Below are 25,059 nucleotides of genomic sequence, written 5' to 3'. Positions count from 1 at the left end.
TAAAGGATATTAAAAATAAACTTTTGCAAAATATGAAGTTTTTAGTTAAGTAGCTACATTTTATTTTATAACAATTCTAAAAATGTATTATTTACTGATACAATTAAGTAACTCCAATTAAAATGAGGCAATAAAAGTACATTTTAAGAGAAATTTAAAATATAAAATTTCTCTTAAAATGTGATATTTGAAATTAAGATTGCAATTGTTTTCTTTTGTTTGCTGTAGTTACTTCCCGATACAAAATATAACTTCTCTTTAGTAAGGATATTAAATGGTTTGTAATTAATGTTGAATTAAGTAAGTTTTAATCGGAATTTTTTATTCGTATTAGGATATTGTATCTTTTACCGACCAAGATGAAATATAAAGTTTTAATCGGAATTTTTTATTCGTATTAGGATATTAGTAATGGCTAAAGAGGTATTATCTTTTAGTTTTAATCGGAATTTTTTATTCGTATTAGGATATTAAATCAGGAAGGCAAGAATTTATTGAACGTAAGTTTTAATCGGAATTTTTTATTCGTATTAGGATATTAGTAGTACTAATAACTATGTTCTTAGGTGTTTTAATCGGAATTTTTTATTCGTATTAGGATATTGAGCTTGGGGGAATGGAAGTAATGACAAATAAGTTTTAATCGGAATTTTTTATTCGTATTAGGATATCAAGTGTGTTCTTTTTGTGTCTCACCTCGCTGACGTTTTAATCGGAATTTTTTATTCGTATTAGGATATAATAAATAAAATAAAAATAAATAAATTTAAAAGTTTTAATCGGAATTTTTTATTCGTATTAGGATATCAGGTCCAAATGGAAGTGCTGACATTAAAATTAAAGTTTTAATCGGAATTTTTTATTCGTATTAGGATATATGGTGATAATACTATTACTTGTTCTTACAGGTTTTAATCGGAATTTTTTATTCGTATTAGGATATAAGAAGTAGACAGGACAGAAATTGTGTCAGTTGTGTTTTAATCGGAATTTTTTATTCGTATTAGGATATAATATTGGTGGACTAGATGTAATGGATGGTATTTGTTTTAATCGGAATTTTTTATTCGTATTAGGATATCCTATTTTTTATTTTTGTTAGGTTTTATGGTGATTAGCTGGTTTTTTTAAACTTGCAATATGTGTTTATTATGCATTAGCTATATTTTTTCAAATTATCAAAGAACTTTTATTGCCAGATAAATAGTCTAAATCTATCTCAAATTTACCAATAGTTTTTATCTTATAAAAATTTTCTTCAGTTATTTTTAAACAAAAAATTTTATTGTCTTTAGTTGTTGCTAGTAATTTTTCTAATTTAAGCCAAAGCCTATTTTTACTTGGGTTAAATGGCGCTATGAAAACAGAAAACTGTATGCGTTCATACCCTTCCTTTTCTAGTAGTTTGGCTACTTTGGTGCGTATGGGTGTTTCTGTAATATCATAAAGTATTAAGTACATGGTTTTCTTGGTTTTGAATTTGTATTTTTAGTTTTCTAGAGTTTAAGTATATATGGTTTGTTATGCTACTAACTTTGTTTTCTATTTTTATTCTACTCTGCAAATAGTCTGTATATAAAGGGATAATTAATTTTTTACCTTCTCTACTTAACCAGTAACCATTTGCTATTTTTTTAAAATGTTTATCTTCTAATAGCTCTTCTTTGCATATTTGTAATAATAGTCTGTCTATAATGGGCCTAAAGGGTTCTATGCTATCAAAAACCAAACTCTCTTTATAAGGTGTAGTGTGCAATGCACCCATAAATGAGTCTAAACCTGCTGCTTGTATGGCTTTTGTTATGTGGCTATAGGTCATGCCATATAAATAGTTAATGGTTGTGTTATAATAATCTGCTCCTGGTTGTCTGCTTCTTTTTGTAAATTGATATTTTTGTGGTAGTACATAATTAATACCTTTATAATATATACGTGCTATACTGCCTTCTATGCCCATAATAGTGTTTTTAATTATAGGAGACTCTAAAGTAACACTTTGTAGTTTATCTTTGTTTTCTATAATACTTTGTAGTATAGGGTTTAAATTTTCTTTTAAAAAATTGTTTTCTTTTGTGGCTCTTTTTAAAGTTTGTAGTTGTAAATCTGTTTTTAAGTTAAGTTGTGCGATAACCCATAAAATACTTTGTTTACTTTTCATAAATAAAACTTGTTGCTTTCTTAATGTGGCATGTTTTAAAAAAGAAGGGCTTATTAACTGGGCAATTAAACCACCTGTGTAATTGTAATAATAGATGGGTATTTCGTGTATTGCTGCTAGCTTTATTGCCGAAGCATTTATAGTAGCATTGCTTGTTATAGCAATACTCTCAATTCTTTTAGGACTTATAATACGGTTAGTTGTTTTGTTTTTTATAAAAAAAGAATTGTTACGCACTTCAATACTTGTCTGTTTGGTATCTATAAATACTTGCATAATTATATGTAATTAGAAAATTTTGTCCAACGATTTACCAACTCATTATTAACCTCTAGAGCATTGTGAAAACTATTGAGATACGTAAGGTATTGTTTGCTGTTTTTACCTTCTATTGTACTTATAAAATTAATTTTACCCATAATTTGTTGTTTAAATTCTTTAAGAAAGGCAAGCCCTTGGGTTTTTCCTGTAATATGATGTACTTCGATAACTTTTTGTAAACGATTTATATCTTTGTCAAGTTCGTTATAATAGCTTTTGTCAATATCTACGGTATTGTTTAATACTAAACCTGTTACAATTTTTTTATCCGTTTTACTGAAATATTTGGTTTTGTTGGGGTTAAAATTAAGGTGGTATTTTAAAGCTATGTTATTTATTTGTTTAAAATGAGTTTGGTTTAACAAGTTGTTTTTTGAGGAAAAACTTAAATCATCTACAAAGCGTGTAAAAATTAATTTATTAAGCGTTGCCCAAGTACTTAAATCATGGTCTAAAGCAATACTGTACAAATTAGATAAAGCAGGTGATGTTGGTGCTCCCATAGGTAATCTACCCTTATAGGTGCAAATTTTTGCTAAGGTATAAGCGGTATTTTTATTGAAATTAAATAATTTACTTTTAAAAATTTGCACCACATCATTTAGTGCTATTTGATGAAAAAAATCTTTAAAATCAGCGTTGAGCATATAAGTACTACCTAAATGTTGTAAGGCATTGGTATAAATATTTTTAGTATTTTTTTGGCCAATGGCTTTTATAATATAACCGTAAGATGCTTTAGATTGGTTAAGATAATAAACCGATTGTAGGTAGTAATTTAATTTACGTTGTAGGTGTTTTATTTCTTGTGAAGGTGCTTCAATATATCTAAACGCTCCTTTTCTTTTTTTAGGTACTTTAAAATGATAATATATAGGCTCAAAAGAATGAAGTGTCAATTCTTTTGCACTACAATTTAGTAGTGACGCTATTTGTTTGGAGGTTTTACATTTCTTTATTAAAACGTCATTTCTTTTAATTTGGTTTAGTGTTAGTTTTTGATTTTTCATGGTGATTTATATTAGAAATTGAGTTGTCTCTTATAAAAACACCATTGCCATACCCAATATTTTGCCCTAATGAAAAATAACTTGGCAATTGTACATTGCTGGTAAATGTAGTTTTAAAACTGTATTTTTTTACTTTTATCTCTTTACCTGCTACTTTGGTTTTAAGTGCTAAAATACTTTTGTGTTTTGGTGCAATGGTAAAATGGCTAGGCTTTAGTTTTATGGTTTGGGTATCTAAACCCAATTTTTCTATAAAACCATACAGTACGTTGGCAAATAATTGTGTTTTAAACTCGTTGTTGTTTAGTTTAATATTTTTCTCTTTGTTGTAATAGGTTTTGTTTTTAAGTTCACAATTGTTAAAAGGAATCCAATTGGTACTGGTATAGGTTTGTGGTTGGTTTAGTGTTTTGTATTCAAAAAACTCGGTACTTATAATTACATTGACACATTTTTTAGGAAATTCTTTTTTATATAATGTAAACCAAAAATCTAAGGTTTCAATGGCTTTTTGGGTATAGGCTCTAAGTGTTAAGGTGTTGTTTATTAGTAAGCTGTGTATTAACACGTCCACTGTTTTTGTTTTGTGTTTGTCTTTATGAAAATACTCTGCATTGCAATCCATTGCTTTAAAGAGTTCTTGTTTGTTTAAAGCAAATTCTACTACTTCTGTTTTTATATGGTCTAAAAAGTATTCTCTGTTGTTAAAACAGAGATCTAGAAATTGGATTGTTTTTATGGGGGTTTTAAGCATTTATATTTGGATTTATAATGTCCATATACTTTAACGCATCTATTAAATTAGGATATAGCTTGGATGGTGTATTAGCAAAGGAAATATGGTCAATAATTTTATTAACGTTTTCTTTGTTTTGACTTATAATAGTATTCAATTCCTGTTTTTCCTTTTCTGATAAGTCTTTCTTTTCAATTAAAGTAGTATATCTTGAATTAAAATAATTATAGTAATTTTCAGAACGATTGGGGAAATCACCAGCTTCTCTAGGACCAAAATATAATAACATTGTTTTGTCTGGTAAGTTAGCTGCTATATGCGTAGCATTGTAGATATGATCTGTACTTAAAGTATTTCTATGATCTATGTTCCATTTGCCATCAGAATTTTCTAATAATACAATATTGAATTTTGTATTATCAACATTTTCTTTAACTTTATTTTCAATTTCAGAGCTCATATTAAAATCAGTTTCAGGAATATGCTTAATAGAACCTTCTTTTTTTTGAAACCATTTTAATATTGGTTGTAAATTTTTAGCATCATCAATAGAATTGGGATTAATTACAATAATGTTAGATTTAGCCATTAGTCTAAATTCCCAGGTTTTTTCATCAACTATAGATTTAATATGTGTATCGTTTTTGGTAATTAATTCTGAAATTTTATCACTAAATAATTTATTATTCAGGTTGATTTGTTCTGAAAATTGTTGTTCTTTTTCTTCTTTTATTTTTTTTCTTGATTCTTTCATTTCATAATAGGAACTCCCTGTAAAAAACAAAATTACAGTTCCTAATATTGTGAAGAACCATTGTATGTATGTTAAGAAACTATTTTCACGTTCTTTAGCTTCTTGTAGCGTTGTGTTAATGCTTTCTATTCTGTTTTTATATTGACTTTTGATTGTTTTAACCTCTTCAAGTTCAATTAATTTTCTTTGTTGATATGTATTGATATTATCAATTTCTTTTATCTCATTTTTTAATAATTCTAACTTATCATTAACCTCTTTTATATCCTTTTTTGTTGTTTGCCCAAAGCTAACTATGCTAAATAGCAGCAAAATAATTGTTGTTATTTTTTTCATTTTATTGTTGTTTTTTAATCGTTAATTGAGAATTTAAATTGTTAATTATATTTTGTATCTCTGTTACCTTGTTTTTATATAATTGTTCTAAATCTTCTTTTAAGGTATAATTTTGTATATCAAAACTCATAATTGTTGATATGTTGTTTGGCGCTAGTGAATGATTTAAAAATTTTGAATATAATGGTAAAGCTTTAGGGTTATGATTAACCCTATTTATTCGTCTCTTTTTAATATTTTGATGATCTTGTAATTGCATATATTTAAGTTTCCTCTTATCTTGTTCAATAAATAAATGTGCCATTGATATTAATTCGACTAATTGTGTTGTCTTTATCCACTCACCTAAACTTTTATTAGATGTAAAGTCATTCATTATTTTTTGATATAAACCAATATAGTTTTTAATTGTTTCCTTTTCCATATTATTAATATGAATACTGACTCTACCAAAACCATAGGGTTTTGCTAAACCAATATTATGTCTAGTTTTATTTGTGTTATGAAAAGTTATGGCTGATAACAATGCCCCTAATTCAATTGGCAATAAATTATGATAATTAATTTTAGTTTTAAATTTTGTATTTTCTCTTAAAGCAAGAAATGAAGTTGATACATTTTCTTCCCCATTTTGATTATTATTAGGTGCTATATAATTGGGTTCAAATATATATTGAATAGGATATCTTTTCCGACCACTTATTTCTGCATTATTGTTATGCAAAGTCCTATACTGCCCTTGTAAATTTCCGTTATTTTTTACTGATTGCTTTATATAACTTGGGTAGAATGAGATTTTCGGTTCACCAAGAATTAAATTGTGTTCATTAGATGTGGTTGCGTTTTGTGAGAAAGCGTGAGACACTTGAATACGTCCTTTTAATTTAAAATCGTTTTCGATACTTCCAAACAATGTTTCAACTAAATCCAGCTTCTTATCAAAAACTTCTGGTTGATTCCTTTTAATTGTTTCTAATAATGAAAAATTGTATGCCATTTTATATAACACAACTAAACCAAAATCTATTACGTTATCATTATTAGTTCTAAAAAAAACAGGAATGTATTCATTATTATTAAATTTTGATTCCCAAAAATTCCAATTGTCACTATTTTCATCTTTCACAGTATTAGAAATAACAAAACTTTGAAATACTTTACCACTTATATCATATTTATCTTTGATGTTATTTTGTTGTGGTTTCTTGAATAGAAATTCATTCCTTTTACCGTCAATGTTTCCAGTAATTACTATAACATCGTCAAATTGGTTATCATTATAATTATTTAATGTTGCTGCTGATTCCTTATATCCATTTCTAAAATCGTTTTCTGAATTGTTATAAATTTTATACTTTTTTTCTAGTTTTGTGTCTGGTGAAATAAAATCAGTATAATCATTTGAACTTATTTTTTTAAAAAAATCTAAATCTCTATTGTCATAATTATCGGGTCTATAAATAGAATTAACATTTTGACCTCTTAAGTTACCTAAGTCTCCAACATATAATATTTTAATTCCTTGATCTTCTTTAACCAACCATCCCATATTCAGATTGTTAGCGTTATTCATTAAGCTGTATAAATTGGTATTAGCCATATCTCTAAACGAAAATTTGTTAGGTTTGTTAAAAAAACTTAACTTACTAAAACTCATAATCTCCACCACAGAACGCAACATATTTCTTATAGAACTTCCAGGTATGTAATACCTTTTTTCGTCATTTTTATCTTTAATATGGCAAAATTCTTTTGAAATTTTTACACCTTTTGCATTTGTGTAATAAGAATCAATTTCATCGCTTTCTTCATAAGGTTTACGAATAAAAATAGGACTTTCAGCAGTTATTTCTAATTCAATTTGCCCACTTAAGCCCTCTTTAAACGGTACATCGTGGTTTACGAGATTTGCCCAAGGTGGAAAAAATACTTTTTCGTTTAAGGGTACAAAATTATAGGGTGCGCTTACATTTGCCATAATTTAATCGGTTTTAGGTTGGTTTTGAGTATTGTTTTTAGGTTCAAAGCCTTTAAAAAGATGTACAATTGGTTGCCAAGTTTTAAATTCCGTACCACTTAAACTTTCTTTAAGTTGATACACTTGTTTAAATTTTAGGTTTTTGCCTGTTATAATATGAGATGGGAATTCTAAATCCTTATTCTTATATTTCGTTTTGTCAGAAAATTTTTCAATATTATGAATGTAGAATAGCTCTTCGCCATCAATGTTTTTTATATGAATACTGTTTGTACCATCGTACAAATAGGCTTCTTGTATTTTGTTGTGTGGCTCTTTTTTATCATATAATGTTTCAAAATCAATTTTAGCCTTATTTAGATAAGTCTTTGGTCCTTCTTTTGAACTTACCATCCATATATATCCAATAAATAATTTATTATTGTAGTCTTTTATAAAATCTTCTTTACTTAGTTTCATCTTTTGTTGTTTTTAGTTCTGTAAAAATACCGTGTCCTTTATTTACCAAACCACCAAGTGGTAGCATTCCTTTTTTAAGGTCATTTAGTGTCATTTGTAAATATTTGGTAGTTTCATTAGTTTCTGCAATCTTTTCTGTTGATTTTATACTAAGTGTCACCTCATCAATAGCCAATACTTTTTCGTTAAATAAAGCAGTGTCAATAGTACCACCAGTATAACGGTCAATTTTATTGTGTGTAAATATGGTTTGTGGTGTGTCTATTGGTAAATAAATATCTTTTATAATAATAGTGCCTTTACTGCCTTTGTCTTTTTTAGAATCTTTTGCTGTACCAAACAAACCGGTCACACCTTTGTTATTTATGCCAATATAGTCTTCAAAAAGTATGGCAGTATTTAATGCTTCCTTTTCTAATGCTTTTAAGTGTGTTTCTAATTGTGATTTTTGTTTTTCTAAAGCGGCTATACTGTCGGCTAGTTTAAAATTATCAATCTTGTATTTTTTGTTAAGTTGTTTGGAAACAGACTCTTCAAATGCAGGTATTAAGTTTTCTACAAAAACATTATTCTCTTTATTATAATGAAAAGCCACTCTATGTGCTAAAGTACCTTTAATGCTGGTACCTGGTATTACAAATTTTTCTACCCAAGTTGGTTTATTATCAGCACTCCATTCTAAAACTAATTCAGAATAATTGATATTATCTACTTCGGTATCGCCATAACCTGCTCCAAAATGAAAGAAAGAGTCTTTGCCTGAGAGTTTTAAATAACAAGTATTGTAAATTCTATTAATTTTAGGTTTTTTATAAGGTTTAAATATATCATCATCTACATCATTCAAATCCACATTGTGACCTGAATAGTTGTCTAAATCTTTCTTTAAATCAAATGCTTTTTCTTTAATTTCAATCACTTTTAATTCGCCAAAATTGTTAAACTCTCCTGCACCGAGATAGAAGTTATTTTGAAAAAAGGCGTTTAGTATTGTTTTCCAATCTGCATCCATTTTTATAGCAACTTGTAGTTCTATTTCAAATTTAAAACGAGAGCCTTTAAATACTATTTCGGTATCAAACTTACTACCATCGCTGGCGGCACCAAATTCGTTTATAGCGGTATGTTGGCGTATGGGTAATTTGGAATATTTTTTTAAGAATTCATCTTTGATTATCTTTGGTTGCTGTAGTACTTCACCTTTTTTATCCATTAAAAAGGCTTCACTAACAATAATGTTAGAGCCTTTTGGTTCATCAGAATTACTATCTGGCTTTTCACCAAATAAAGATTCTAATTTGGGTAATTGTTTTTGTAAATAACCCGTAATGGCGGTTCCTGGTATATAAGGCAAATCATTAAAGTCCTTATCTACAGGAGCGTCTTGGTCGTATTGTAAAGAATCACTACCAATGGCTAATGGCGTAAGGGCTTCTACTACAATTTGCGCTACATATCTATATCTAAATTCCATTTACTTGCTGTTTTTAGTTTTGTGAATCATTTTTTTGGCTAATTTTCTTAAAGCGACTATTTTTTTGTCTTTTATAATATCCTCTTTAAAGAATGTTGTGATTTTAGCAATATCACTTTTATTCCAATTTTTTGAACCACCATAAAATATGGATTTGTCTTTTGTGTAAATTGTATCATCCTCATTACCAAATAACAATCCTTCTAATTCAGTAGTATCTTTTGCTTGTGTAGTGGCGTTAAATACTCTTGCCCATTGGCTTGGTTTTTTTTGAAAATAATTTTTAGTTATATATTCTTTAACTTTATTATCAATACCAATTTCTGTTAGATTTTTCTTATGTTTAGATTTGATAAATTGAATAAGAGTTTTATCTTCTTCTGTTGCATCTTTTGATGTTGTTTCTTGCTTATTTTTTTCTGTTGTATCTTTTGGTATTGTTTTTACTTCTTTATCTTTTAAAAAAGAAGGGCTAATAAGGACTTTACCATAACCTTCTGTTAAAAAACAGCCCAAACCTTTTTTTAAGGTAACTTCATTAAAATCAACCTCCTTTTCAAAAACAAAAACAGAACCTTTTTCTATAATTAAGCGTTCAAAATCGTAATTTTTTCTATGAAAATTATACGGTGCAAAAGTTCTAAATTTTACTTGTGATTTTTCCCAATCTATTACTGCGTTTTCATCTTCTGTTAAATCTTTAATTGAAGGTGTTGCTGTAAACTCGCCATACTCATTTAAAAAACATAGATTGCTCTCGGCATACAGGTATTTTCCATTTTTTGTAATAGTTTGATCTGCTACCTCTTTCATAAATTTTATTTCAATAGCCCCACCAAATTCCGCAGACTTACTTTTACCAAAGTATTTGGTTTTATTATCTAAAATTTCAATTATTTTAGTTAGATATTCACTGTTTTCTGAACGCACTTCAAACTCAAATTCTTGTCCTTTTTTGATATAGTGATAAGAAAACATACCACCTTTTTCTGAACTTCTTTTCTTTCTGTCTCGTGAGGACTTTATACGATTACCGTATTCAATATTTTTGATTTTAAAACCATCTTCTGTTCCAATTAAATATCCGTTTTTTCGAGATTTTAATTTTTTATCTATCCAGTCATTATCTTTTAAATGATGAAAATTATATAAGGTATTATTATCTTTATTTTTATCATAATAAAAAGAAAAAGGCGTTTTAAGACTTCTTTCTCCATCAATTAATAAATGAGCATCGCCAAACTGAACGGTCTTGTTAAAGATAATATCGTTAAATTCGTTTGTATCGCCGTTAAAAATTGCACCTGCAACAATACCTCTAAATGTGTTGCCTGGTATATAATCTAAAGATTCTATATTTTGTCCTGTTTTTGCTTTTTTAACCAAAACTAAAGATTCGGTTACTTTACATTTAAAACGAATGGTATTTGCAGTAACTGTAACTTTAGAAGTCTTACTTTTTTCAGTTGTGTCCGTATTATTAATTACTATTGTATCAAATTCTGGAACAGTAATCAAACACCTGCCTAAACCACGATGCCTTTTTTCGCCCATTATTTTGAGCATTTTTAGAGCTTTTTCTATTTTTTTGTAATTATCTTCAACTAATTCAGAATTATTTTCTTTTACCAAAATAGTAGTATGTAGTTCTAATGGAATACACACTTCATTTTTGCGTAGTGAATAATCTATTGCTTGTTTTTTTTCATCTAATCTTGTAGCCGTTTTTGAGGTAAATAGTTTCGCTTTTATATCTTTTGGTAACGAAATAAATGCATCTGATAAGTAGGCAGAATTAAAACGTAATATACCTTCTTCTAAATCATCTGTTTTTATGTCTAAGTTTTTTTCTTGCCCAAATAATCTAATAGCATCTTCTTTAGAATAATTACATTCTAAAAACGCATCACGAATCAAACCTTTTAAAGTTTTACCAGGTATAAAAGGCAGACCGTTATCATCGTTTAAAATAATACTGTCTTTACTATCACCACCTTTACCACTCCCAATTGCCCAATTAGAATAAAATTTTATTTTAACTTTCATAATTAATTGGTTTTAGTGTTTACTGCTAATAATGTGTGATAATCCATAAAAGATTTTTCTTTTTTAAGGATTTCTTTGTATTCCTCTTTTTTAGTTTTATTTTCTAATCGCTCTATTAAGGTTTTAGCCATAGCAGGATTGTTAAATTTAGCATCTATCCATTCACGTATACCATTTTTGGGCGAATCATCTTGTTTAAGTGTTTTTACCTCATTTACTAAATCGCTTATTTTATTTTTATCTGTATAATTATCTAAATAATAAGGACCATTTTGAAATATAAAATTATTGACAGTTAATTCTCTTTGCTCAATTTCTTTATAATTATCAATAATAGAATCTTGCACTTTATGAAATTGTACACAAGAGGCTTTACGTTTACTTTCATTTTTAGCATAGGTACATAATTCTTCTGCCAAATTTACCGAATAATGAAATGGGAACTTTTCTTTTACGTAGGCAATACCTGCACAAGCGGTTACACCTTGTTTGTTATTTAATTCTGCCGTTTTTGTTTTTTTTTCAAAAATTTCTAAATAGACACGTGTAAATTTTAAGGCTAAATCGGCTCTTATAATTAGAGTTACATCATCACCACCAATAATAATGGGTCTAATAGGTAAAGTGATTTTGTTGGGATTTTGTTCATCTTTTTTGGCTTGTTCATCTTTAGATATTAAAACTTCTTCTATTGCTGTTTTAAAAGCGGCAAAAGTACATTTACCTATTTTTGTAGAAAAATCTTGTAAGTCGGTAAATTTATTTTCACTATTATCTAAAATATCTTTAATAATTAAGCCCATACCATTACCATCAATATGTACTACTGCTAACCAATTGTGTTTACTGTCTTTGGCTATTTCTTTAAATTCACTAGGGTAGGTTAAGTCATACCCATTTATGCTCACTTTTTGGCTTAATACTGTTTCAGTACTATGGGTATGTTTTACAGAAGTTACATTATCAAAATAATCTTTAGTGTCAAGGTCTTTCTCTATATTAACGGAAAAACTACCTGTTCGTCTAAATTTACTTCGAGTCATTAAACCTAAATCTGTTTCGTATAAAGGAACATTTCGTTGGCCACGAAGTTTTTTATCTAGTTCTTGGTTAGCTTCGTATTCCTTGCCTCCTTCAATTTTAACAACCGCTTGGCAAAAAGGAACACCTGGTGCTTTTTCTAATAATGTAAAATGGTATTCTTCAAAAATTATTTTAGCTGTTATCTCATCAGTTAGAAAACGGATATTTCCTGCGGCATTTAGATGTATTACACCTGTTAATTTTTCTTCTTCAAGAAATTTATCAAACCAAGTACTACACAGTTGTTCAATAATTTCACTAGCACCAATAATTTCTTTTAGTTTATTGGTTTCAAAAATGTAAGATTGTATGCCTTGGACGGTAAGTCCGTAGAGGTAGTTTTGTCCCATGCTATTGAGTATTATAAATTTTATAAAATTAGATAAACAAACTATAGATTTTAACAAAAAGTTAAAAATTAAATGAGAAATTTGATTTAATCCTTTAACAATTAAACATTAATTCTCTTCAAAATTTTAAGTTAGAATACTCAATTTCATCATCTTAAAAGTGTACTAGATTATCGTTTTCAATACGAATTGTAAACAAAGCAGCATCGTATAAATCCATAGCTTAAATTTTTGTGAATAAATTTAGTTAAAAATAATGGAATATATAACCATATATTTCTATAAAAATATAATTTATAAAAATTATAAATTAGAGACAGCCAATTGTACTAATAAATTGGATAACATTAAGGAGCTAAAAATTTAATTAACCTTATTGTAGTAATACGTCGAGTTTTTTAATAGACCTTTTTACTTCCCGATACAAAAATTAGCAAAAATATTACCTAATAAATCTTCTGTGGTTACTTCACCAGTAATTTCACCTAAATGAAATAAAGCTTGGCGTACATCAATTGAAAAAAGATCGGTACTTATATCATTATCAATTCCTTTTTGTACTTCTTTTATGGAGTTAAAGGCGTTATTTAACGCTTCAAAATGACGTGAATTACTCACAATGGTTTCATTATTACTTAAAGCTCCTTTATTTGCTAATTGAGTAAGGGTAGAGGTGAGTTTTGAAATTCCTTTTTTTTCTTTGGCAGATAGGAAAATAAGAGGCGTATTTTTAAAAGCATTTTTTGTTTTAGTGATAATTTTATCATGTACTAAATCTACTTTGTTAGCAATAATAAGTAATTGCTTAGACGGAAACTGATTTTTAATTTTTTTTATTTCTAAAATACACTTTTCGAGTGTAAGTTTATTGTTTTTAATTTTCTCTAAATCAAATAAATAGACAACTAATTGTGCTTGTTCAATTTTTTCAAATGTTTTTTTAATACCAATACTTTCAATGAAATCTTTGGTAGCTCTAATACCAGCAGTATCAATAAACCGGTAAGCTACACCTTCTATAATTATTTCATCTTCAATAGCATCTCTTGTGGTTCCTTCAATATGACTTACAATTGCTTTTTCTTCATTTAATAAAGCATTTAAGAGCGTAGATTTTCCAACATTTGGTTCTCCAACAATAGCAACAGGAATTCCGTTTTTTAAAACGTTTCCTAAAGCAAATGAATCAATTAAGCGTTTTAAAACGGTGTTAATTTTAGCTATTAAATTTTTAAATTCAGTTCTATCAGCAAATTCAACATCTTCTTCGGCAAAATCGAGTTCCAATTCAATTAAACTTGCAAAATTGAGTAATTGCTGCCGTAAATTTTGAATTTCAGAACTAAAACCTCCTCGCATTTGCTGTAAAGCTACTTGGTGAGAGGCTGCTGAATTTGAAGCTATTAAATCGGCAACAGCTTCAGCCTGACTTAAATCCATTTTCCCGTTTAAAAAAGCACGTAATGTAAATTCACCAGGATTTGCATTACGAACCCCATTTTTTAAGAATAACTGGATGATTTCCTGTTGAATATATACCGAACCATGGCAATTTATTTCTACTACATTTTCACCAGTATAGGATTTAGGATTTTTAAAAACAGAGACTAAAACTTCATCAATAATATGATTATCATCAATAATATTACCTAAGTGGATCGTATGTGATTTTACTTTTGTTAAATCTTTATCTCCATATTTTGATTGAAAAAATTGAGTTGCAATTTTTATGGCATTTTCACCTGACAAACGTATTACAGCTATAGCTCCAACACCTGAAGATGTGGCTAAAGCAATTATAGTATCATTTTGTATGGTATTATTCATAGGTACAAAAGTAATATTTATTTAAAATGAAAGATGAAATTAAATAGCTTGTTTAATAAAATCTTCAAAATCATAATAAAATAATTCAAATTGAAGCATTGTTATATTGAAAAATTTATAGGTTTCTCTCCAAGTATTTCTATTGTGAATATTGAATTTTTGTTGATGTACTACATAAATTCTATAAATTGTTTTACCGTTTTCTAAAGTGTATTTTTTATCGAAAATAACATCAGGTAAATATGTTTCAACTAAAATATTTTTTAGTGATAATAGTTGTTCAAAAAGCAGTTCATTTTTTATGGAATCGTTAGATTCAATATCTAAACAAACTAGGGCTTGTTGTTTATTAGCATCAAATTTAAAGCTAAAGCCTTTAATTTGAGTATTGTATAAAATCCATTTTCTAGGAAACGATTTTCCAAAACTAGTCCAAAATTCTTTTCTGAGTTGTGCAGATTCCGCTTTACTAAACATTTATCCGTGAACTAAAGGTGTTTTTCCTTGTGTTTCCATATAAATAGCTTCATAAGTTAGTAATTCATCCCATTTTTTATCCACTACATTTTTATCTTGATAAGATTTGGCGAATTTAAGAAATTGTGAATAGTGACCTGCTTCAGAAGCTATTAAATCTCTATAAAATTGCTCTAACTCCTTGTCAGAAGTATAGTCAGCGAGTGTTTTAAAACGCTCACAACTTCTAGCTTCAATAAGTGCCGCAATTAAGCACCTGCTAACCAAACTTTCAATTCTATCTTTTGTTTTTGGAAAAAACTTAAGTAAATGAGCTGCATAATTACTTTTGGTATCTCTACCAAGTTTAAAGCCACGAGCAGTCATAAAATCATGTACTAGTTTAAAGTGTTCTGTTTCTTCAATAGTGTATTCACTAAGGGCTTTTACTAATTCAGTTTCTTCAGAATATGAAATAATTAATGAAAACCCACCAGCAGCAGCCTTTTGTTCTGCAAACGCGTGGTCAGTTAAAAATGCTCCTAAATTAGCTTCTACTATTTTAGCCCATTCGGGATTTGTTGTTGATTTTAAGCCTAACATTATGTGTCAAATTTAAATTTAAGTTCTTCTAAACTACTTCCAGCTCCAACCAATGTAATAATATCACCCAATCGCAAGCGCGTATAACCGTGTGAAACTAATAATTGTCCTTTTCTTTTAACAGAAAGGACTAGTACATCAGAAGGAAGACGTAGTTCTCTTAAACGCATTCCATGGATATCTTTATTCCTAATTTCAACATCTAATGTGTCTTGATCTTCATCCATACCAAGTAATAGTGATGCGGCATTCGGTGAGCGTACAAAATGATCTAATAAGCTAACCATGGCAGTTGCAGGTTCAATTATTAAGGCTCCAAGTTTATGAAACTTCTCAAAATAATCTCTATTATTTAAACGAACAATAACATCTTTTGTTCCTATTTTTTCATAAAGAAGCTCCGCAATTTTATAATTATCTTCATCAGAGAGCAATAATATAATGGCTTCTGCTTTTTCTAATTCTAGTTGTTTAAGATTTTTATAATTAATATTTTTTAATTCTAAAATTTCAACATCTTTAATTTCATGAGCATAATTTTTATCAGTATCTATAATGCGCACTCCCCAATTGTTTTTTTGTAGTTGTTTTGCTAAAGCTATTGCCTGATTTTCCAATCCGAATATTACAGCGTTTTGTTTTCCTTCAAATTTTGAAGTTTTTGCTCTTAAATGACTTTCTTTTACGTAATTAAGAGACCATTTAAATAATGGAGGGCCTATGAGTTGGTTTATTACAATAATAGCAATTACAATGGTTTCAAATTCATGTCCCCAAACAGGAAATTCATTAGAAATTATGGTAGCTAAACCTAAAGCAACACCTGCTTGTGTTAAATAAGGCATCCAAGCAATTAGTGCGTATTTTTTAAAATCCTTAGCTGCAAAAACACCAAAAATACCTCCAAAAAATATGGTAATTAGTCGTAAAAAGAAAAAACCAACAGCAATTCCAAAAACACTCATTAGTGTTTGCATAGATAAGGACGCACCTGTTAACGTAAAAAAGATGATATAGATAATAGGACTAATTTCTTGGAGTACTTTCCCAAATTCAATTCTGTGTTTGCTATAATTAGTTAATACAAAACTACCAATAATACAAATTAACAAGGGTTCTAAAATAAATTCATGTTGAAATACATCGAAAGCTTTAAAACGGATGTAATCAGAAAATAAATAGACACTATAGCCTATAAGAATAATAGAAATACCCTTAAGCTGTTTGTCCATTTTGGTTAAAAAAGGGAGTTGTAAAATTTTACCAACTAAAAATCCAATTCCAAAGGAGGCTATAAGTTCAAAAAATAAGATGATAAAAAACAAAAAGTCAGTAGCCTCATCATTTATAAGTGCTTTGGCTATTGATAAGCTAATGGCAAATAAAATGATAACAAGTACATCTTTTACAACGGTAACACCCATAACGGTTTTGGTAAATGGGCCATTGGCTCTCATTTCATTGATAACTGCAATAGCAGAAGAGGGAGATCGGGCAATAAATATAGTTGCAAATAAAATGGATATTCCAAATTTATGAGTTGCAGGTAAATTAGCCATAAAAGGAATTTGGTCGGCAATAAAAAAGATGACTGTGGCACTCATAACAAAAGTTATCACAAGTTGCCCAATAACCATCCATTTGATACTTTTAATTCGGCTGCGTAATTCATTTAAATACAACTCTGAACCGGCAGAAAAGGCTATAATAGCCAATGCAATATCATTTAAAAAGTTTAATTTTTTTACAGCTACAGGAGATATAAAATTTAATACAGAAGATCCTGCAATAATTCCTGTAATAATTAATCCAGTAATTAAAGGGAATTTTATTTTTTGAAAAACTTTTGCTATTTGATTGGCCGCAATTGCAACAATAAGAAAGCCAATAATAAATGTAATTAATAATTTTATATCTATATCCAAATTAAATAATTTAAGTAGTTAAATATACAGTATTCAAATGAAATTAAGCATTATAAATCTAAATCAAATGTTTTTTTCAATAAAGCTAGTGTGCTATTTTTTTCTTTGAGTTTTTGATATTTTTCCTGTGGGGTATAAGCATATTTTTTTGTGATCTCTTCATTAACATTAATTACAATATTAATTTTATAGTTATTGAGATTTTCACGTAGAAAAGTTAATAAATTACCTTTGGCTCTGTTTAATTGATCTTCCATTATTGTATTAGGAAGTTCTATATGAACGTTGTTGTTTTTTATAACGGGTTTACAAGAGCTCATTATAGAAGCAACACTTTTTTTACCTTGCTCAATTAACTTTGTACTGTATTTTTTCCAAAGATAAACCAGTCTGTCTTCAGTAAATTTATCAGAAGGCTTCCCTTCAACTTCTTCATATTCAACATCTAATGTTTCAATTTCTTTTTTGCGACCAACACTTTTTAGTGAGAGGGCAGAAGGTCTTCTATTTTTACTTTTTAAAATAGGTTTTACAATTTCTTTTATGGGATTCTCTACCTTACTTTCTTTTGCTATAATTTCTTTTACTTGATTGGTTTTTAATTTAGTAGTAGGTTTTGAAATTATGCCTGTATTAAAGTGAAGCGAAGCAATTATGTATGGTTTATTGTTTTTTTTTTCGTTATTAAAAGTAATAGAAGCCAATTGCATTAATGTAAGTTCAACTAGCAATCGTTGATTTTTACTTGTTTTGTATTTTAAATCACAGTCGTTTGCTAAATCTATCGCTTTTATTAAAAATTTCAAATCACTTTTTTCAGATTGTGTTAAATACTTTTTTTTGGCATTGTCACCAACTTCTAATAAATCAATAGTTATTTTGTCTTTAGCAACTAATAAATCTCTAAAATGAGATGCTAAACCACTAATAAAATGATGACCTTCAAACCCTTTTGACAAAATAGTATTGAAATGAAGTAGCACTTCGGGTATTTTGTTTTCTAGAATTAAATCGGTGGTTTTAAAATACTCATCGTAATCTAATACATTTAGGTTTTCTGTAACTGCTTTACGTGTTAGCTCCTTTCCTGAAAAACTAACAACTCTGTCAAAAATAGAGAGTGCATCACGTAAAGCGCCATCAGCTTTTTGAGCAATAATATGTAGTGCATCATCCTCAGCATTAATTTCTTCCTGAAGTGCAATTTTTCCTAAATAAGTTTTGATATCTAATACTCCAATTCGCTTAAAATCAAATATTTGACATCTTGAAAGTATGGTTGGTATTATTTTGTGCTTTTCGGTAGTAGCTAAAATAAAAATAGCATGTGCAGGAGGTTCTTCTAATGTTTTTAAAAAGGCATTAAAAGCGGCTGATGAAAGCATATGAACTTCATCTATAATATAAACTTTATACTTACCTGTTTGAGGAGGAATTCTAACTTGATCAGTTAAACTTCTAATATCATCTACCGAGTTGTTTGAGGCTGCATCTAATTCAAAAATATTAAAAGCAAAATCTTCGTCTAAACTTTCAGAACTGGCTTGGTTTATTTGTTTCGCTAAAATTCGTGCACAAGTAGTTTTTCCAACCCCGCGAGGGCCTGTAAAAAGTAAAGCTTGTGCTAAGTGGTTACTTTTTATAGCGTTTTCTAGCGTATTGGTAATAGCTTGTTGCCCAACTACGTCCTTAAAAGTTTGAGGTCTATATTTACGGGCAGATACTATAAATTGTTCCATTAAGTTTATTAATTTTCGTAAAATATCAAAGGTGTTGTTTAAACACTATTTTATTTCATACATTTTATTGTATAAATGCAAGTATTTAGCAATAATTTCATCACGCTTTGGCTTCATTGTTGGTGTTAATAAGCCGTTATCTATACCCCATACATCAGGTGTTAATTCAAAGCGTTTGATGGTTTCCCATTTCCCAAAGTTTTTGTTGCATTTTTTCACTTCTTTTTCAATGCGATTTAATATGTGTGGGTTTTCTATTAAGACTTGATTATCACCCAAAACAGGTTCATGATGAATTTTAGACCAATCTCTTAAAAATTCAAAACTAGGTTGAATAATAGCTGTAGCCATTTTTTGTCCCTCTCCAACAACTAGTACCTGCTCAATAAAACGTGATTGTTTTAATTCATTTTCAAGTAAAGCAGGAACAATATATTTTCCTCCTGATGTTTTAAAAATTTCTTTTTTTCTTCCTGTAATTTTTAAAAATCCATCTGCGTCAAGTTCTCCTTTATCACCAGTATGAAAATAATCACCAGTCATTACACTTGCTGTTTTTTCTTCATCTTTGTAATAGCCTTGCATTACATTTGGACCTTTCACTAAAATTTCACCATCTTCAGCAATTTTAACTTCAACATTGTCTATTGGCTTACCAACAGTCCCAATTCTCATTAACTTATTTTTATACATGTTTACGGTAACTACAGGAGATGTTTCAGTTAGTCCATAACCTTCCATTACATGCATTTTTGCAGCTGTAAATACTCTTGCTAAACGGGGTTGTAGTGCAGCACTACCCGAAACCATAGTAGATAAGTTACCTCCTAATGCTTCTCTCCATTTGCTAAAAATTAATTTATTAGCAAGAGCTAATTTTTTCTCATACCACCAACCATTTTTGCCATAAGGTTCATATTTTAAGCCTAAATCTACTGCCCAAAAGAATAAAAATTTCTTAACTCCTTTTAATGTTGATCCTTTGCTAATAATACCGTCATAAATTTTCTCTAAAAGTCTTGGAACTACCGACATAAATGAGGGGCTAACCTCTTTTATATTTTCTCCAATTTTGTCCATTCCTTCAGCAAAATAAATTGAAATTCCTGCATATTGATACAAATAATGTAGCATTCGTTCAAAAACGTGGCAAACAGGTAAAAAACTCAATACTTTCATGTTTCCAAGGGATAAAGGTAATCTAGGGAAACTATCTAAAACATTGGAAACAATATTGTTGTGTGAGAGCATTACCCCTTTCGGTCTTCCGGTTGTTCCTGAAGTGTATATTATGGTGGCTAAATCATCTGATTTTACATTTTCTTTTAAGCGTTCAACTTCAGGTTGATTACTTTCATCTTTACCTAATTCTAAAACTTCCTCCCAGTTTTTACATCCTTCAATTTCATCAAATGAGTATATTTCTTTTAGAGTAGGTACATTGCTTCTAATGGCATTCGCTTTTTCAAATAGTTCACTATCAGATAAAAAACAATGCGTTATTTCAGCATGATTGAAAATATATTCATAGTCACTTTTAGATATTGTTGGATAAATAGGAATGTTTGTTGCTCCAATTTGGAGTACGCCAATATCTAAAATATTCCACTCTGTTCTATTTGAAGTTGAAATTACACCAATTTTATCACCGGGTTTAATACCTAGTTTTAACAAGCCTCTACTAATTGCATTTGCTTTGTCTATATATTCTTTTGATGAAGTTGAAATCCATTCACCATTTTTTTTAGTGATAAGGGCTTTTTCTAAATTAAAATTTTCTAGTTGGTAATAAGCAAAATCAAAGAGTCTTGTTGTTTCTATAGGCATTTTCAATTGTTTGAATATTGAATTGCAAAATATAAAAATTAATAGGATTTAACAAATAGTGTAGAAGTAATAATTAAATTTATTTTCATTAAAAATAAGAATATAAACAGAAAAATAAATACACCATTAAGTAGGTGATAAATTTAGGATTATATATGAAATTTTGATTGCGTTAAGATTTTAAGTTCTTCACAAATATTTTAGTTCTTTTTTAGCCATTTAAATGCATTTGAAAATGCTTCAGCCCAAGGTGAAACTTCGTCTTTTCTTCCTTCAGGATAATACGCCCAATTCCATTGAAATATGGACCGTTCAATATGTGGCATCATTACTAAATGACGACCATCTTTTGAACTCATCATTGCAACATTATAGGCAGAACCATTAGGGTTGGCAGGATACGCATTATAACCATATTTAGCTACAATATTGTATTGGTTTTCTTCCATTGGTAACTTAAATTTACCTTCACCATGTGAAATCCAAACCCCTAAAGTACTTCCTGCTAAACTTGATAGCATTACTGAGTTATTTTTTTGAATGGTAACCGAAGTGAAATTGCTTTCGTGCTTTTGAGAGTTGTTATGCTCTAATTTCCCATGCACTTTATGTTCAGGGTTAATCACTTTTAATTCCATAAATAACTGACAGCCATTACAAATACCAACAGATAATGTATCTTCTCTTTTAAAGAAATTATCTAGTGTTTTTTTTGCTTTTTCATTGTACAAAAATGCACCAGCCCAACCTTTGGCCGAACCTAAAACATCTGAGTTTGAAAAACCACCAACAGCTCCAATAAATTGAATATCTTCTAAGGTTTCACGACCGCTAATTAAATCGGTCATATGTACATCTTTTACATCAAAACCAGCTAAATACATGGCATTTGCCATTTCACGTTCAGAGTTTGAACCTTTTTCACGAATAATAGCGGCTTTTGGTCTCTTTCCGTCATTGCGTGGAGCCTTTCGACTCAGCTCAAGACAAGTTTGCGACGTGGCAACCTCTTCTTTAGAAACAGATTGCTTCGTTTCACTCGCAATGACGTCATTTAATTTACCTGTAAAATGTTTTGGGAATGTAAATTTTAAAGGTTGGTTTTTATAATTTTCAAATCTGTCTTGTGCTTTGTTATTTGCACACTGTTTAGCATCTAACAAGTAAGAAGTTTTAAACCAAATATCTCTATATGTTGGAATATCAAGTTTGCAAGGACCAAAATCTAAGGTTTCTTCGTTGGTTACGGTTCCTAATTTATAAAAGGATACATTATTTTGTTTTAATTTATTTTCAACGGTTTTATCATTTTTAGATTGAAAAACAATACCAATGTTTTCAGCAAAAAGATATTTGATAATGTCTTTCTCTTCAAAAACGGAAAAATCTATTTTTAATCCTAAATTTAAATCAGCAAAACACATTTCTAGTAAAGTTGTAATCAATCCACCACTTCCAATATCGTGTCCTGCAATAATATTTTCTTCTATAATTAATTCCTGAATAGTGTTAAAGGCTCTTTTGAAAAAACTAGCATCTTTAATTGTAGGTGCATTGTTACCTATTTTATTGAGTGTTTGAGCAAAAGAAGACCCTCCTAATTTAAAATTGTCTTGAGAAAGATTGATATAGTAAACAGAACCACCATCTTTTTGTAAAACTGGTTCTACCACTTTTTTAATATCCGTGCAATTTCCTGCGGCAGAAATAATAACTGTACCAGGAGCAATTACTTCTTCATTTGGGTATTTTTGCTTCATTGAAAGTGAATCTTTCCCTGTTGGAATATTAATTCCCAGTTCAATAGCAAAATTAGAACAGCTTTTTACAGCTTTGTACAAACGAGCATCTTCACCTTCATTTTTACAAGGCCACATCCAATTTGCAGACAAAGAAATTCCATTTAAACCATCTTTTATAGGTGCCCAAATAATATTTGATAAAGATTCAGCGATGGCATTTCTACTTCCGGCCGCTGGGTCAATTAATGCAGCAATAGGAGCGTGCCCAATAGAAGTAGCAATTCCTTCTTTCCCATTGTAATCCAACGCCATAACACCACAATTATTTAAAGGTAATTGTAAAGGACCGGCACATTGTTGTTTAGCAACTTTTCCGCCCACACAACGATCAACTTTATTGGTTAACCAATCTTTACAAGCAACAGCTTCTAATTGAAGTACTTGTTCCAAATAGGTTGAAATATTTCTTATTGAATACTCTAAATCCGTATAATTGTAAACAATAGTTTGATCTCTCATAATTGTTTTAGGAGAACTTCCAAACATATCAAACAAATCTAAATCCATTGGTTTTTCGCCTGTAGTTTTAGATTCAAAAGTAAAACGATTGTTATTGGTAACTTCTCCAACTTCATAATAAGGAGCGCGTTCACGATCTGCAATTCTATGCAAATATTCAGCATCTTTTTCTCCAATAACCAATCCCATCCGTTCTTGAGATTCGTTTCCTATAATTTCTTTTGCCGACAGCGTAGGGTCACCAATTGGTAATTTATCTAAATCTATTAATCCGCCTGTTTCTTCAACCAATTCAGATAAGCAGTTTAAATGTCCGCCAGCACCGTGATCGTGAATAGAAACAATGGTATTGACATCATTTTCAACCATTCCACGAATGGCATTTGCAGCTCTTTTTTGCATTTCAGGATTGGAACGTTGTACGGCGTTTAATTCAATACCACTTGCAAATTCACCAGTATCAGCAGAAGATACAGCGGCACCACCCATACCAATTCTATAATTATCACCACCTAAAATAATAATTTTATCACCTTTGGCAGGTTTGTCTTTTAATGCTTGTTCCGCTTTTCCGTATCCAATACCTCCAGCTTGCATAATTACCTTATCGTAACCTAATTTACGAGATGTCATATTGAGCTTGTCGAAGTATTCGTGCTCAAAAGTAAGTACCGAACCTGTAATTAGGGGTTGTCCAAATTTATTACCAAAATCAGAAGCTCCGTTTGAAGCTTTTATTAAAATATCCATGGGTGTTTGGTACAACCATTTACGTTCTTGCATAGCTTGCTCCCAAGGTCTGTTATGGTTGCTGAGCGGAGTTGAAGTGTCATTTAAACGAGAATACGAAGTCATGTAAACAGCAGTTCCTGCTAAAGGCAAGGAGCCTTTTCCTCCGGCAAGTCTATCTCTAATTTCACCTCCTGAACCCGTTGCTGCACCATTAAAAGGTTCAACGGTTGTTGGAAAATTATGTGTTTCAGCTTTTAAAGAAATTACTGAATTGAATTCTTTTTTCTCATAAAAATCGGGTTTGTCGGCAGATTTTGGTGCAAATTGCTCTACGGTTGGCCCTTTAACAAAGGCAACATTGTCTTTATATGCTGAAACAATTCCGTTAGGGTTTTGTTCTGAAGTTTTTCTAATGAGTTTAAATAGTGAAGAGGGCATTTCTTTACCATCAATAATAAATGTGCCATTAAATATTTTATGCCGACAGTGTTCAGAATTCACTTGTGAAAATCCAAACACTTCAGAATCAGTTAATTTCCGACCAATTTTGGTACTTAGTTTATTTAAATAATCAATTTCTTCCTTGTTTAAGGATAATCCTTCTTGTTGATTATAAGCTTGAATATCTTCGATTTCTATAATAGGTTCAGGTGTTACATCAATTCTAAAAATATCTTGATTCAATTCTTTATATTTTTGAAAAATCATTGCATCAAAATCTTCATCTTTGTTTGAAGCTATAAATTCTTCAATTCGTAGAATACCTTTTATACCCATATTTTGGGTTATTTCAACAGCATTTGTACTCCAAGGAGTAATCATAGCTGCACGTGGACCAATAAAAAAAGCATCAATAGATGCCTTAGATAGTAGTTGTAAATTTCCAAAAAGCCAGATTAATTTTAGCGTGTTTTCTTGCGAAAGTTCTTTTGACGTTTGTACAGCGTATATTTTACTGTTTGTGTTTCCAAAGAAGAGAATCAT

At 29.4% G+C, this 25,059-nt stretch carries 17 protein-coding genes and 1 CRISPR repeat array; all 17 genes read right to left on the bottom strand.

Annotated elements, in window-relative coordinates; translation table 11 throughout:
- Nucleotides 1–304 precede the first annotated feature (304 nt).
- A CRISPR array of direct repeats spans nt 305–1,081; the repeat unit is 35 nt; unit sequence GTTTTAATCGGAATTTTTTATTCGTATTAGGATAT.
- Nucleotides 1,082–1,170: 89 nt separating this feature from the next.
- Nucleotides 1,171–1,461, bottom strand: coding sequence for a CRISPR-associated endonuclease Cas2 (cas2, locus tag Lupro_RS02575; RefSeq protein ID WP_068206019.1), 291 nt, complete (start codon nt 1,459–1,461; stop codon nt 1,171–1,173).
- Nucleotides 1,442–2,434: a CRISPR-associated endonuclease Cas1 gene (cas1, locus tag Lupro_RS02570; RefSeq protein ID WP_068206017.1), complete on the bottom strand. Its 993-nt coding sequence runs from the start codon at nt 2,432–2,434 to the stop codon at nt 1,442–1,444. The genes cas2 and cas1 overlap by 20 nt, the downstream gene beginning before the upstream one ends.
- A gap of 2 nt (nt 2,435–2,436) precedes the next feature.
- Nucleotides 2,437–3,489, bottom strand: a complete 1,053-nt coding sequence (locus Lupro_RS02565; RefSeq protein ID WP_068206016.1) for a reverse transcriptase family protein — start codon at nt 3,487–3,489, stop codon at nt 2,437–2,439.
- Entirely contained in the window at nt 3,455–4,243 is a 789-nt protein-coding gene (locus Lupro_RS02560) for a hypothetical protein (RefSeq protein WP_068206013.1), read from the bottom strand. The genes Lupro_RS02565 and Lupro_RS02560 overlap by 35 nt, the downstream gene beginning before the upstream one ends.
- Nucleotides 4,236–5,315: a hypothetical protein gene (locus Lupro_RS02555; protein ID WP_068206011.1), complete on the bottom strand. Its 1,080-nt coding sequence runs from the start codon at nt 5,313–5,315 to the stop codon at nt 4,236–4,238. Before Lupro_RS02555 ends, Lupro_RS02560 begins: the two co-directional genes overlap by 8 nt.
- A gap of 1 nt (nt 5,316) precedes the next feature.
- Complete coding sequence (locus tag Lupro_RS02550; protein ID WP_068206009.1) at nt 5,317–7,293, bottom strand: TIGR03986 family type III CRISPR-associated RAMP protein; 1,977 nt, start codon at nt 7,291–7,293, stop codon at nt 5,317–5,319.
- A 3-nt stretch (nt 7,294–7,296) separates the two neighbouring features.
- On the bottom strand, nt 7,297–7,752 hold the full coding sequence (locus Lupro_RS02545) for a TIGR04423 family type III CRISPR-associated protein (protein ID WP_068206007.1): 456 nt from the start codon (nt 7,750–7,752) through the stop codon (nt 7,297–7,299).
- Nucleotides 7,739–9,226 carry an RAMP superfamily CRISPR-associated protein gene (locus Lupro_RS02540; RefSeq protein WP_068206006.1) on the bottom strand — a complete coding sequence of 496 codons (1,488 nt, stop codon included), beginning with the start codon at nt 9,224–9,226 and terminating at the stop codon, nt 7,739–7,741. Before Lupro_RS02540 ends, Lupro_RS02545 begins: the two co-directional genes overlap by 14 nt.
- Nucleotides 9,227–11,272 (bottom strand): RAMP superfamily CRISPR-associated protein, encoded by a 2,046-nt coding sequence (locus Lupro_RS02535; protein ID WP_068206001.1) that lies wholly within the window; start codon nt 11,270–11,272, stop codon nt 9,227–9,229.
- 2 nt (nt 11,273–11,274) lie between these two features.
- Nucleotides 11,275–12,705, bottom strand: coding sequence for a Cas10/Cmr2 second palm domain-containing protein (locus Lupro_RS02530; RefSeq protein WP_068205995.1), 1,431 nt, complete (start codon nt 12,703–12,705; stop codon nt 11,275–11,277).
- 411 nt (nt 12,706–13,116) lie between these two features.
- Complete coding sequence (gene mnmE, locus Lupro_RS02525) at nt 13,117–14,532, bottom strand: tRNA uridine-5-carboxymethylaminomethyl(34) synthesis GTPase MnmE (RefSeq protein ID WP_068205991.1); 1,416 nt, start codon at nt 14,530–14,532, stop codon at nt 13,117–13,119.
- A gap of 39 nt (nt 14,533–14,571) precedes the next feature.
- Entirely contained in the window at nt 14,572–15,009 is a 438-nt protein-coding gene (locus Lupro_RS02520) for a DUF4268 domain-containing protein (protein ID WP_068205987.1), read from the bottom strand.
- A complete protein-coding gene (locus Lupro_RS02515; protein WP_068205985.1) occupies nt 15,010–15,591 on the bottom strand; it encodes a MiaE family protein in 582 nt (193 codons plus the stop codon).
- The gene (locus tag Lupro_RS02510; RefSeq protein ID WP_068205984.1) at nt 15,591–17,516 is read right to left on the bottom strand and encodes a monovalent cation:proton antiporter family protein; all 1,926 of its coding nucleotides are present in this window, start codon (nt 17,514–17,516) and stop codon (nt 15,591–15,593) included. Before Lupro_RS02510 ends, Lupro_RS02515 begins: the two co-directional genes overlap by 1 nt.
- Before the next feature lie 50 nt (nt 17,517–17,566).
- Entirely contained in the window at nt 17,567–19,255 is a 1,689-nt protein-coding gene (gene dnaX / locus Lupro_RS02505; RefSeq protein WP_068205983.1) for a DNA polymerase III subunit gamma/tau, read from the bottom strand.
- Nucleotides 19,256–19,300: 45 nt separating this feature from the next.
- Nucleotides 19,301–21,082 (bottom strand): AMP-dependent synthetase/ligase, encoded by a 1,782-nt coding sequence (locus Lupro_RS02500; RefSeq protein ID WP_068205982.1) that lies wholly within the window; start codon nt 21,080–21,082, stop codon nt 19,301–19,303.
- Nucleotides 21,083–21,282: 200 nt separating this feature from the next.
- Complete coding sequence (gene purL / locus Lupro_RS02495; protein WP_068205981.1) at nt 21,283–25,059, bottom strand: phosphoribosylformylglycinamidine synthase; 3,777 nt, start codon at nt 25,057–25,059, stop codon at nt 21,283–21,285.

Origin of the sequence: Lutibacter profundi (assembly GCF_001543325.1) — a bacterium.
Classification (GTDB): domain Bacteria; phylum Bacteroidota; class Bacteroidia; order Flavobacteriales; family Flavobacteriaceae; genus Lutibacter; species Lutibacter profundi.
The sequence above is the reverse complement of the archived record's forward strand: the minus strand, read 5'-3'. Positions and strand labels throughout refer to the sequence as shown.